The 12,239-nt window shown below is 54.9% G+C and carries 12 protein-coding genes; 11 read left to right on the forward strand and 1 reads right to left on the reverse strand.

Annotated elements, in window-relative coordinates; all coding sequences use genetic code 11:
- Nucleotides 1-1,101 precede the first annotated feature (1,101 nt).
- From ytfQ to ACRBB0_RS00075, 11 genes are all read left to right on the forward strand, one after another.
- Nucleotides 1,102-2,052, forward strand: a complete 951-nt coding sequence (gene ytfQ / locus ACRBB0_RS00025; RefSeq protein ID WP_431372331.1) for a galactofuranose ABC transporter, galactofuranose-binding protein YtfQ — start codon at nucleotides 1,102-1,104, stop codon at nucleotides 2,050-2,052.
- Between the two features lie 93 nt (nucleotides 2,053-2,145).
- Nucleotides 2,146-3,672, forward strand: coding sequence for a sugar ABC transporter ATP-binding protein (locus tag ACRBB0_RS00030; protein ID WP_431372332.1), 1,527 nt, complete (start codon nucleotides 2,146-2,148; stop codon nucleotides 3,670-3,672).
- On the forward strand, nucleotides 3,669-4,727 hold the full coding sequence (locus tag ACRBB0_RS00035) for an ABC transporter permease (RefSeq protein WP_431372333.1): 1,059 nt from the start codon (nucleotides 3,669-3,671) through the stop codon (nucleotides 4,725-4,727). The genes ACRBB0_RS00030 and ACRBB0_RS00035 overlap by 4 nt, the downstream gene beginning before the upstream one ends.
- Entirely contained in the window at nucleotides 4,724-5,716 is a 993-nt protein-coding gene (gene yjfF, locus ACRBB0_RS00040; protein ID WP_431372334.1) for a galactofuranose ABC transporter, permease protein YjfF, read from the forward strand. Before ACRBB0_RS00035 ends, yjfF begins: the two co-directional genes overlap by 4 nt.
- Nucleotides 5,662-6,450 (forward strand): FadR/GntR family transcriptional regulator, encoded by a 789-nt coding sequence (locus ACRBB0_RS00045; protein WP_431372335.1) that lies wholly within the window; start codon nucleotides 5,662-5,664, stop codon nucleotides 6,448-6,450. Before yjfF ends, ACRBB0_RS00045 begins: the two co-directional genes overlap by 55 nt.
- Nucleotides 6,451-7,581: 1,131 nt before the next feature.
- On the forward strand, nucleotides 7,582-7,935 hold the full coding sequence (locus ACRBB0_RS00050; RefSeq protein WP_431372336.1) for a hypothetical protein: 354 nt from the start codon (nucleotides 7,582-7,584) through the stop codon (nucleotides 7,933-7,935).
- Nucleotides 7,936-8,038: 103 nt separating this feature from the next.
- Nucleotides 8,039-8,740 carry a hypothetical protein gene (locus tag ACRBB0_RS00055; RefSeq protein ID WP_431372337.1) on the forward strand — a complete coding sequence of 234 codons (702 nt, stop codon included), beginning with the start codon at nucleotides 8,039-8,041 and terminating at the stop codon, nucleotides 8,738-8,740.
- Between the two features lie 153 nt (nucleotides 8,741-8,893).
- Nucleotides 8,894-10,009 carry a DUF1611 domain-containing protein gene (locus tag ACRBB0_RS00060; RefSeq protein ID WP_431372338.1) on the forward strand — a complete coding sequence of 372 codons (1,116 nt, stop codon included), beginning with the start codon at nucleotides 8,894-8,896 and terminating at the stop codon, nucleotides 10,007-10,009.
- On the forward strand, nucleotides 10,006-11,127 hold the full coding sequence (locus ACRBB0_RS00065; protein ID WP_431372339.1) for an alanine/ornithine racemase family PLP-dependent enzyme: 1,122 nt from the start codon (nucleotides 10,006-10,008) through the stop codon (nucleotides 11,125-11,127). The genes ACRBB0_RS00060 and ACRBB0_RS00065 overlap by 4 nt, the downstream gene beginning before the upstream one ends.
- Nucleotides 11,128-11,174: 47 nt before the next feature.
- Nucleotides 11,175-11,360, forward strand: coding sequence for a hypothetical protein (locus ACRBB0_RS00070; protein WP_431372340.1), 186 nt, complete (start codon nucleotides 11,175-11,177; stop codon nucleotides 11,358-11,360).
- A 111-nt stretch (nucleotides 11,361-11,471) separates the two neighbouring features.
- Nucleotides 11,472-11,753, forward strand: coding sequence for a hypothetical protein (locus ACRBB0_RS00075; RefSeq protein WP_431372341.1), 282 nt, complete (start codon nucleotides 11,472-11,474; stop codon nucleotides 11,751-11,753).
- A gap of 233 nt (nucleotides 11,754-11,986) precedes the next feature.
- Here ACRBB0_RS00075 and ACRBB0_RS00080 read toward each other — a convergent pair whose 3' ends face one another.
- Nucleotides 11,987-12,115 (reverse strand): hypothetical protein, encoded by a 129-nt coding sequence (locus ACRBB0_RS00080; RefSeq protein ID WP_431372342.1) that lies wholly within the window; start codon nucleotides 12,113-12,115, stop codon nucleotides 11,987-11,989.
- Nucleotides 12,116-12,239 lie beyond the last annotated feature (124 nt).

Raw genomic sequence — 12,239 nt, forward strand, 5'->3', positions numbered from 1 at the left:
AGATTTGGACGGTGAAAAAGTGGGTCCAGAAGAATTAGGACGACGAACTGATGTTGTGTCCGCACGTGGACGTTCAGAATGAGAAAAAACGACTGCGCAAGGAAGTCCGCCTGCTGCGTGAGGAGAGGGACGTGTTGACCTAAAGAGGATTAAGAAAGGCCCCAGTGGGTCGTTTCCCCGATGAAGGCGACAATCTTCTTTGCAGGCCAAAGCCGGTGAGGTTGGTTTTCATCGATGCCTGGAAAGAAGTTTGGTCTTTTAAATGTCTCTGCCGCATTATGCATTTCTCGTCGCAGGGATTTCGCGCGTGGCGGAGCCGCCCGATGAGCCGTCGGTAGCGCGATGATATGGGCGCAAATCCGCGAAAAGCTACGTCTAAGTCTACAAGCCGTGCTCGGGTGGATCGGTCGCGTGTCTCGGAAGAATGATCTCCCTGATCATTTTCGTAATTCTAGTCATAACGGGAGAATGGCATCAAGGTCGCCAGAACGCAGAATTACAAACCGACAAGACCAATGCGGAGTGATCGCGGAAGCAGTCGTTCACTGGCTTCGTACTCGTGTAAACCAACATCGTCTTTTGGGGTGCAAGTTGCTTCGACCAATAGAGACGCGAACAAATCAGACGTTGCTGCCGGTCCGTTTAGGCGTGCCTCAGGAGAGAATGGGATCCCATTCGACCACGGAGTAAATGCCCACTTGGCCTCACTAGAACGGTATGCATGGCTCGTATTTGGGCCTGATCCAGGGCGTCGTTTGCGAGGTCGCTCTGAGGTCTTGTCCCTTCAGCCTTGTTTCGATGTGCCCAATGTTTGACCCCGCGATTCGCGACTTGCGACGCTAGTTACAGCCGGGTGTATCGAAAATTTAAAAGTGGGTGCTCTCCAAAATATACCTCCTTCTAATCCAAGCATTGAAACCCAAAAGCTGACTATGGGACAAGCACTTAAATCCGATTTGGAGTTGGGAATCTGTCGTCGCCTGTTGGACGATGCAGTTCAAACGGAGCGTCCATTCAGCCTGAAATGTACAAGCCGGGTTTACAAAAATAATAAAGTAATACTTTATATCCTGACTTTGGAGGAGAACTTGGGAGGTCACTATGACTTTGAAATCCGCACTTTTAGCGAGCGCGATTGCGCTCACCCCTATGGCCGCAATGGCCGAACTTACCATTGGCTTTTCGCAGATCGGCTCTGAATCCGGTTGGCGCGCGGCAGAAACAACAGTCACGAAACAAGAGTCTGAGCGTCGAGGTATCAACCTGAAATTTGCCGATGCGCAGCAGAAACAGGAAAACCAAATCAAGGCGTTGCGCACGTTCATTGCGCAAGGTGTGGACGCGATCTTGATTGCGCCCGTTGTCGCCACCGGTTGGGACGAAGTGCTTGAAGAAGCGAAGGATTCCGACATTCCGGTGATTTTGCTGGACCGTACCGTGGATGCGCCCGACGAGCTGTATCTGACAGCGGTGACTTCGGACCTCGTGCATGAGGGCAAGGTCGCTGGCGAGTGGCTGGCTACTGAGATGGCCGGCGATGATTGCCGCATCGTCGAGCTGCAGGGGACCACCGGCTCGTCTCCGGCGATTGACCGCAAGAATGGGTTCGAGCAGGGCATTGCAGGGCATGACAACCTTGAAATCGTGCGCAGCCAGACCGGGGATTTCACCCGCTCGCTGGGCAAAACGGTCATGGAAAGCTTCCTGAAGGCCGAGGGTGGTGAGAACATCTGCGCGCTTTATGCCCATAACGACGACATGGCCGTTGGTGCGATCCAGGCGATCAAAGAGGCGGGCCTTGCCCCTGGTGTCGACATCAAGATCGTTGCCATTGACGCCGTGCCTGATGCGCATTTGGCCATCGCGAATGGCGAGATGAACGCCACGATTGAGCTGACGCCGAACATGGCAGGACCGGCTCTGGATGCTTTGGAAGCCTATTTGGCAAATGGTGCCGTCCCGCCGAAATGGATCCAGACCGAGTCCAAGCTGTTCACTACAGCTGATGACAACGCGGCGATTTATGAGGTGAAGAAAGGTCTTGGTTACTGAACCAAGCCTTTACGCCCGACCGTTGGTCGGTTTGGATGGCTCCTAGGTTCTCCCTATGGGGCCATCCGCCACACTTTTCACGCCGAGGCTTCAATGTCTGCACCCAATACACCCGTTCTATCCGCGCATGCGATCTCAAAGTATTTTCCGGGCACCATCGCTCTGGATGATGTGAACCTCGACCTGAAACGTGGTGAAATCCACGCGATCTTGGGCGAGAATGGCGCGGGAAAATCTACCCTTATCAAGTGTTTGACCGGCGCGTACCGCCGCGATGGCGGAGTGATCGAAATAGACGGGGTGGAGGTCAACCCGCGTTCGACCAAAGACAGTCAGGATCTGGGGATTGGGACCGTCTATCAAGAGGTCAACTTGCTGCCCAATCTGTCGGTCGCCGAGAACCTCTTTCTGGGTCGTCAACCGATGTTTGGCCCCTTCGTGGCGCGTCGCAAGATGAACCAAGAGGCTGCCCGGCTGCTGCGAGACTACGGTGTCGACATCAATCCGGCAGAACCGCTCTCGAGCTTTTCTGTCGCCATCCAGCAGGCGATTGCCATCGCGCGTGCCGTTGAGCTGTCGGGCAAGGTGCTGATCCTTGATGAGCCCACGGCAAGCCTTGATCGGGATGAAATTCAGTTGATTTTTTCGGTCATCCGCAAACTACGAGATCGCGGATTGTCGATTGTTTTTATTACGCATTTCCTGGATCAGGTCTTTGATCTTTGCGACTGCGCCACAGTGCTGCGCAATGGTCGCGTGGTTGGGCACCGGGCTTTGAAGGACGTCACGCAAAAGGACATCGTCATGCTGATGCTGGGCCGCCAGCTTGAGGCACAGACCCATGCCGCTAGCGAGGTGAAGACCGTCGGCGCGCCCTTGGTTGAGCTGGAGGGGATGGGCCGCAGCGGGATGCTTGAGCCGCTGTCGCTGACCGTGCATGAGGGCGAGGTGGTCGGGCTTGCCGGGCTGCTTGGCTCGGGCCGGACCGAGACGGCGAACCTGATCTTTGGCGCGGCCAAATCCGACACTGGCAAGATCAAGTTGCGCGACAAACAGGTCACCATCTCTGGCCCGCGCGACGCGATTGGCCTCGGCTTTGCGCTGTGCCCCGAGGATCGTAAAACCGAGGGTATCGTTGGCGATCTGAGCGTGCGCGACAATATCATCATCGCGCTTCAGGCCCGGCAGGGCTGGACCCGACCGATCCCCCGCGCCAAGGTCAATGAGCTGGCGGAGCATTACGTCAAAGCGCTTGATATCCGGCTGGCCAATCTCGATATGCCGATCCGGCTACTGTCAGGCGGCAATCAGCAAAAGGCGTTGTTGGCACGCTGGCTTGCGACTGAACCGAACTTCCTGATCCTTGATGAGCCAACCCGCGGCATCGACATTGGTGCCCATGCCGAGATCATTGCCTTGATTGAGCGGTTGCGCGAAGGCGGCATGTCACTTTTGGTCACATCGTCAGAACTTGAAGAACTGGTGGCTTATTCCGGTCGGGTTCTGGTTCTGCGAGACCGGCAATTGGTGGGCGAGCTGACCGGAGACGAGATCACCGCCGACAATATCGTGCATGCCATTGCCGACAATCCGTCCCTAAGGCCGGAGGCCGCAGAATGAGCTCACTTTATCGTTTTCCCGCCCTGCGGCGGATCATGCCACAACTTGTGATTCTGGCGGTAGTACTGCTGTTGAACGTCATGGTTTTTCCGGAGTTCTTTCGGATCGAGTTTCAGAATGGCCGCCTTTTCGGCAACCTGATTGACGTGCTGAACAGGGGCGCACCCACCGCGCTTGTGGCGATTGGTATGACGCTTGTGATCGCCACAAAGGGCATCGACCTGTCGGTCGGGGCAGTGATGGCGATTGCCGGGGCGACGGCGGCATCGCTCGTCGTCGACGGCCACGGCTGGGGCACCGCTTTGATCGGTGCCTTGATCGTCGGCGGGCTTTGCGGCGCCTGGAACGGGCTCTTGGTGGCTGTGCTTCGGATTCAGCCCATTGTGGCGACGCTGGTGCTGATGGTCGCTGGGCGCGGCATCGCACAGCTGATCACCGAGGGCACGATCCTGACCTTCAACAATGAAGGTCTGATCCGACTTGGCGCGGGCACTGTGTTGGGGATCCCGACGCCGATTCTGGTTTGGTTGATTCTCGGCGGACTGACCGCTTTTGCGGTGCGGCGGACGGCTCTGGGAATGTTGATCGAAGCGATTGGCATCAATGAGCGCTCGTCCCAGCTGGCGGGAGTCAACTCGCGTATCCTCTTGTTGTGCGTCTACGTTGTCTCGGGCATTTGTGCTGCGCTGGCCGGTGTGATCGTCGCCGCCGACATCAAAGGTGCCGATGCCAACAATGCGGGTTTGTGGCTCGAGCTTGACGCGATCCTTGCGGTGGTCATTGGCGGCAACTCGCTTTTGGGGGGGCGGTTTTCCATTATCGCTTCGCTGATCGGCGCGATGATCATTCAGTCGGTCAACTCGGTTATCCTGCTCTCGGGCATGCCGCCTGAGCTGAACCTGGTGATCAAGGCAATGCTGATCCTGTCGATCTTGGTGATCCAGTCACCGCGAGTGTCGCATTTTCTCTATATCCTGCGCGCCACCGTGCTGGAAACCAAGCCAGATAGCTCCGCGAAGGGGCAAAGACTAACGACAAAAGGAGACAGTCAATGATCCGCTCGACCCATCTTTCGCTGGTCATCACGCTGGTGACCTTTGCTCTGGCCTATGCGTTGTGCGCCTGGCAATACCCGTCGATGCTGTCCACGCGCGTTGTCGCGAACCTCTTGACGGATAACGCGTTTTTAGGGATCGTTGCGGTAGGCATGACATTTGTTATTCTCTCTGGCGGGATCGACCTGTCGGTGGGATCGGTCATTGCTTTCACCGGGGTCTTCCTAGCGGTGATCCTGCGAGACACCTCGATCCACCCACTATTTGCTTTTGCGTTGGTCCTGACCATTACCACCGCCTTTGGGGCCACAATGGGCGCTGCAATCCACTATCTGGAAATGCCCGCTTTCATCGTGACGCTTGCAGGTATGTTTCTGGCGCGCGGTGTGTCCTACGTGCTGTCAACTGACTCGGTCCCGATTGACCATTCCTTTTATGACTGGCTCCAATCCGTCTATTGGAAAGCACCGGATGGGGGCCGTTTCCGTCTGATCGGCGGCATCATGGTCGTTACGTTCGTCGTCGGTATGCTGGTCGCCCATCGCACCCGGTTCGGCCAGAACGTTTATGCATTGGGGGGCGGTGCCGCGGCGTCGCGCCTGATGGGCGTGCCGCTGGCCTCGACCACGATCGGGATCTATGCGATCTCGGGCGGGCTGGCCGGGCTGGCGGGCATCGTCTATTCTCTCTACACCTCGGCGGGCTATTCGCTTGCCACCGTCGGGGTCGAGCTTGACGCCATTGCCGCTGTGGTAATCGGAGGCACGTTGCTGACCGGCGGATACGGGTTCGTGGCGGGAACTTTCTTTGGCATCATGATCATGGGGCTGATCCAAACGTACATCGTCTTTGATGGAACTTTGTCCAGTTGGTGGACAAAGATTGTGATCGGTGCTTTGCTCTTTGCGTTTATCCTCCTTCAGAAGGGACTGACTTGGGCATCGACGGCACGCAAAAAGGCAGCGACTGGCTTCGCCGCACCCTCATGACGGTCACCCGGGAAGGGCGACAAGAGCGGGCGAGTAACCACACCAATTTTGTTGTCGACCAGATTGGCCTGGCCATCGTCGCGGGCGAATACCCGGTGGATACAATGATCCCGCTGGACCCTGATATTTGCGAGATGTTCGGCGTGTCTCGAACCGTCGTGCGCGAGGCCAAGAAAACGCTGATCGCCAAAGGCATGATCCAATCCCGCGCCAAGGTCGGCACGCGCGTGCACGAACCAGAGAATTGGAACATGTTCGACAAGGATGTGTTGCTCTGGCACGCGGCATTGAAGAACCCGCAGCAATTCTATCAGGAGCTGTTCGACATCCGTCTGATCTTTGAACCTGCCGCAGCCGCCAAGGCGGCAGAGTTGTCGAACGCTGTGGATAACACCGCATTGTCGTCCTATTGCGACCAGATGGAGGCGGCCGCCAGCCGCACGGTTTTTGCTGTCGCCGACTACGAATTCCACAAGCAAGTGCTGCGCTCATCCAACAACCGGTTTCTGCTGTCGCTGGGTGATATGGTGCAAACTGCGCTCTTTTCCCTGTTCATGGCGGAAGGCAGCGAAGCGTTTTTGAAGAACCAGGCCGCCGTGGCGCAAAAGCATCGGAAAATGGCCGATGCTATCTCGACGGGCAACTCGGTTGATGCACGGCGGTTGATGACCGAAGTGATTGATGAGAGCTTTGCCCGAACCCTGAAACGGGTACAACATGCGCCTGCTTCCTAATAGGCCGACCCACCAGGACGGGCCGGCGCGCAGTGCAACTAGCACGGGCACGACGACAGCCAAAGACCTTTCGTGTTTATGAACTTTCCGACGCGGCTTAATCGAAATGCCGGGCTTTTGGGGACAAGCCCAATCCACCGGCAGGACCGTTTGCCGCTGCCACAAAGCGCTGCATGTGGCCTCTCATCGTCATAACGTCATAACGTCATAGCGGCCTGGCCCAACGTTTTGCTCGTTTCTTGGTAACGTCTCGCGGCGATTGAACCGAATGGCGGCTTTTTGACGCCACCTCGCTGCTTGGATGAGCATGCGCGCGCGGCGAAATTTGTTCTGCGAGCTCTCGCAGCGAGAATGCCGGATTCACAGGTTGGTCTCAATGCCGCCTTGTGGTGGTGCAGTGTAAGGTTTTTCTCAGGGGGTGGTGGCACTGCAGACCGGTTGTCTGCAGTCAGCCCATCTTGGACCTTCATTCTGCGGGTGCATTTGTTGGCACCCTCTGCAGGCGTGGGCCGGAAGCGGAGATTAGCTGCACCTGCGTGGATGTTACTTCCGATTGAGGAAAGTTGTGATATGTGCTGGCTTCGATGCTGGCTAGCCAACAAGGTCGGCTCCGCACAGAAAGTGCCATTTTCAAAGATTGGCAGTTGAGCCAATGCTGCCACTCGGCAATAGACTAAGCTGGCGCCACAATTGGCCGGTGACCTGCGGCTAAACCTGGTCGACGGTTCGTTCGCACCCTTCATTTTAGGCCCTTGGGCGGTAAAAGAAACAAGACCTGGTCAACCTTCATTGCAATTCAGGCGCAACTCGACTACTTACACGATACAAAGTTGTGGTCTTCTTCGGCAAAGGCGTATCGCCTGCCAGAGCAGATTTCGCTCTTCTATCATCAAAATTCAACTGTCACGCCCCTTGCAATGTCATGATGTTTGGTAAGGTTGCCGATGTTTTCGCGCACGACCGCATTGAGCATGCCTGAGGTTCATTCGCTGTGGCAGCAGTTATAGCCCAAGGCCTGCGTCCGGACATGGATGGCACTCTGCCGATCAAATGACTTGGGAACAGCCCTGGCACAATGATTTGTCATGGCAAAAAAGTGAGGCGGCGCTTTCTCCGCCAAAGGATCAAAAAATGACTTTTCCAGAATGGACGAAACCCAGCCTCTACGGGGCTTTGGGTGGTGCGATTGCGGTTTCTGTCTTTGGTTTCTCTTGGGGCGGCTGGACGACAAACAGCAACGCCCAAACCATGGCACAGAACTTGGCGGCTGACGAAGTAACTTTGGCGATGATTCCGTTTTGCCTTGATAACTCAGAGGCTGATCCAGAACGATCAGAAAAGCTCGCAATCCTTCGTGATCTTTCTGGGTTTAGCCGTCGGAAAGCAATGATGGATACAGGATGGGCGACCCGTCCGGGATCTGATAAACCAGACCGTGATCTCGCTGACGCTTGCCTCGAGGGGCTTGAACTGGATGGGTCATAAATCAAAGGCAAAGCGGCAACTAGGCCAAACGACTTGCAAAGCAGTCGCGCTGTCAAGCATCCGCTTTTTTTTCGGGCCAATATTTGCTTTTGTAATCTTCGCAATGCCTGCACTTGCCCAAGACATGCCGGAAAATGCTCGAGCCAAGACCTATGGGGGCGGTTGGGAATGCAACGTCGGGCATCGGCTCATTGGCGACAGTTGTGCAGCCATTCTGGTGCCGGAAAACGCCTATGATACAAACCGCACCTACGGTTCTGGGTGGGAATGTCTTCATGGCTACCGCCAAGTCGGAGGAACGGATTGTGTTACGGTGGTTGTCCCCGATGGTGGCTACTTGGCCCCTTCGGGTGAACGTTGGCACTGTTTGCGAGGATTTTTCAAAGTCGACGAAACCTGCCAAAAACTTGTCGTGCCCGAAAACGGCTATTTGGTGGACGCGCCCTATGGGTCCGAGTGGAAATGTAAGCGCGGGTTTGAAAAGGTGGATGATAGTTGCGCCGCTATTGCTGTTCCACTCAATGGATACCTGAACGGGTCTGGCTACGGTCAACCTTGGTCCTGCGAACGTGGGTATCTCGAAAAAGACGGACTTTGCGCAGCTGTCGAGATCCCGGAGTTCGCCTATTTTGACGATGCATCTTATGGCAAAGGATGGAAATGCCAAAGGGGATATGAAGCATCTGGTGCTGGCTGCGAAGTGATTGACATGCCGGAGAACGCCCATCTCGACAGGTCTGGAAACCGTTGGGAATGCCACCGGAACTTCCAAAAATCCAAGGGGCAGTGCGTACTGAAAAACTGAACTCATGGCACCACGACACCCAGTGCAACACTTTGTCGGGCGACAGCCTCCGCATCAGAAGGAAATAAGATGAAAACCGAGCTTCAAACGGCAAGTACAATTCGACGGCCCGTTAGAGGTGCACAAGCGCCGCCGTTAAACAAAGACACGAGATTGCAAACTGTTTCCATCGCTCAGCTTCCTGAACAACCGACAGCAATTGTCTTTTGCGAAGAAAATTTTGCTAAAATTGACGGCAAGACGGCCAACGGCCTTGTGCGCCATTCAGAGGCCTACAGGATCGTCTCGGTCATCGATAGCAATCACAGAGGCGATGATAGCGGGTATGTTCTTGATGGTACGATCAACAACATACCAATCCTCAAAAACCTGGAAGCCGCCGTCACCCGCGAAACAACCGTGCCGGATACCTTTATCTATGGAATGGCCCCCTCGACCGGGCGGCTTTCGGCAGCGCATCGGGGTGTCGTTCTGGATGCGATCGGGCGGGGAATGAATATCGTCAGCGGTCTGCATGAATATCTAAGCGACGACGCCGAAATTGCACGAGCCGCAGTGCTGAAACAGGTCACCATCCGCGACATACGCAAACCCAAACGAAGCAAAGATATGCGGTTATTTGATGGCAGCGTCGCAAATGTTGATGCGCTTCGCATCGCCGTTCTCGGGACCGATTGCGCCATCGGCAAGCGGACAACAGCGACAGTTCTGGCCCGTGTTTTGAACGCAAATGGCATCAAAACTGTTTTGGTAGGTACTGGCCAGACTGGCCTGATGCAGGGGGCAAAATATGGTGTGGCTATGGACGCCTTACCGCCGCAGTTCTGTTGCGGCGAACTTGAGGGCGCGATCGTTTCAGCTTCAGATGCAGAACAACCCGATGTCATTTTGATTGAAGGCCAAGGTGCGTTGAGCCATCCCGCGTTCTGTACATCTGCCTTTATCTTGCGTGGTAGCCAGCCGGACGCCGTCATACTTCAACACGCCCCCAAACGCACGTTTCGCTGTGATTTTCCCAACATGCCAATGCCCACCCCTGCACGTGAGATTTCTTTGATCGAGGCGTTTTCTGACACCAAGGTCATCGGCCTCACACTTAATCACGAGGGGATGTCTGAAGCCGAGATCACAGACACGATTGCCGATCAAACCGAGAAACTCGGGCTTCCTGTGACTGATGCCCTGAGCAGACCAGAATTAGAACTGTTGGCAATGGTAGTCGCGGCTTTCCCTGGCCAGAAAGACGAAACGCCCATGGTCGCGATTTGAAGTGCCCACGCATAGATGTCGATCTGCGCAAGGTACGCCACAATACGTGGGCTATTGTTGAAAGGTTGAAGGTACGCGGAATTGGTGTGACTGCGGTAACCAAAGCCGTGTGTGGTCACCCATCCATCGCCAGAGCCATGCTTGACGGTGGTGCGGCAGGTCTCGCTGAACCGCGGATGAGCAACGTGATACGATTGCGCCAAGCTGGTATGACTTGCCCGGTTACTCTGATCCGAACACCAATGCTGAGCCAAGTCGATGATGTCGTCTACTTCTGTGAAGCGAGCTATAACACAGAGCTGACTGTGATCGCCGCCTTGGCCGCTTCAGCACTTAAGCAAAACAAAGTTCATGGCGTTATCTTGATGGTTGAAATGGGGGATGGGCGTGAAGGGATCATACCACACAGCCTTGGCGAGATTGCACAGCAGGTGGTGGCCATGCCCGGTGTGGCGTTGCAAGGTATCGGGGCCAACTTCGCGTGTCTGAGCAACATTGCTCCGACCACGCAACAAATGCGGGATTTGTCTGCTCTTGCGACCGATGTCGAGGGGCAGTGTGGTCCGTTCCTTCAAACTGTATCCGGTGGCAACTCGGCAAATTTGCCTTGGGCGCTTGAGGAACGTGCAACTGGCCGGATCAACGATCTGCGTATCGGGGAGGCAATACTGCTTGGGGTCGATCCAATCACAGGGGACCACATAGGAGGTATGTTTCGAGATGCCTTCACGCTTGTCGCTGAAGTGATCGAGACAAACGCCAAATCTATGCAACCACTACTCTGTCATTCTGATCATTCCGTTGCGAAAATTCACCTTGTTCCTGAGACATCGAAAGCAACGCGAATAATTCTTGGTATTGGACACCAAGACACCGACACGGCAGGGCTTTCGATGTCGCAAGGCAATACTTTTATTGGCGCAACAAGCGATCACCTTATCATCGGTACGAATGATGCGAGGCTCTGTGTTGGATCGGAAATGCGATTTCAGATGAATTATAGCGCTTTGATGCGTGCCATGGCTGCGCCTGACACGCGCGCAAATCTTAGCGGTGACCACCCTGCGCCGACAAAACGCGGTGCCCAAGGCCCAAGTAGTTACCTAGCCTTAGTTTGAGCGTTTTTGTTGAGAAATCTAAGTGAAACCGAAAAGGAAATTGCCACTTGGCAAATCTAAAAAATACAAGCGTGTTCAGAGCACAGCGCCCCAAACTTGAGACCGCGATGGACAAGACGACCCGTGTTGCTCGAAAGATGATCGAAGAAGAAGAAGAGCAGCGAAAAGCCAAAATCGACTATCTTCGCAATGCGCGCCTCGAACGAGACACGATCACTCCAACAAAGCCCTAGTTTCAGTCATCAGACAAAGTTTTCCATGGCCGTCATAATATGATTGCACTCCTGCTGGGCGTGCAGTTCTCGCTGTAGTGGTTCAACAACAAGTTCGAAAAGGACTTACCCATGACACAAGAAGACGAAAGCGCAACAAAAGTCCATTACATCTGCCAGACTTATGTGGAACAAAAGCCCGGCCGTGGCGGGCAAGCAGGCCTGAAGATTGGCAAGCAGTTTCAGTATTCAACTGCAGCAGAAGCTCAAAACAGAGCCGAACGCGAAGCCCAGTCCGAGGACTGTGCCGGTGCCGATGCCTATGTGATTGTGGAAGACCCAAACAGTGGCGAAGTCGGATCACCGAGCTTCCTTGTTAGGATTGGAAATGTCCCGGAATTTGATGATTTCTAGAACGTCGGAACTGACCTGACCGAAGGCCGGTCCACAAATCATTTCTTCACAATTAGCTGAGCTCAAGAAGATAAGCGGCCATTAGTCATGCAGCAGCAAAAGGGCGCTTTGTTCCGTACTACCGATCTCCAACCCACCAAAATGCTGCAACTATGCGCCAACGGCAGCGTTAGGAAAACCGCACTGCAGCATCAGGACCTTGGGCCCAAAGTCTGGTCAGGGCCGTGACCGAATTACTGATCTTTGATTTCCGAACAATGGCCATCGACAAAGGAAAATGTCCGTAGCCCAGGCAAATCCTGTTGTATCTGTGGAAGAGTAATCCCCTCGGGTACGGTGGTTTCTCCAGTTATCCCGAGCATATCGGCCTCCTCTTCTATGAGGCTATGCAACTGACGAAGGTTCGTACGACGCGCGACAAATAGAGTCATAGGGTTCTTAACAAATAACCCAAGTACTCTCGCCCCAACCAGCACCCACTCGTTG

It is taken from the genome of Pelagimonas sp. (assembly GCF_050633425.1).
Taxonomy (GTDB): Bacteria; Pseudomonadota; Alphaproteobacteria; order Rhodobacterales; family Rhodobacteraceae; genus Pelagimonas.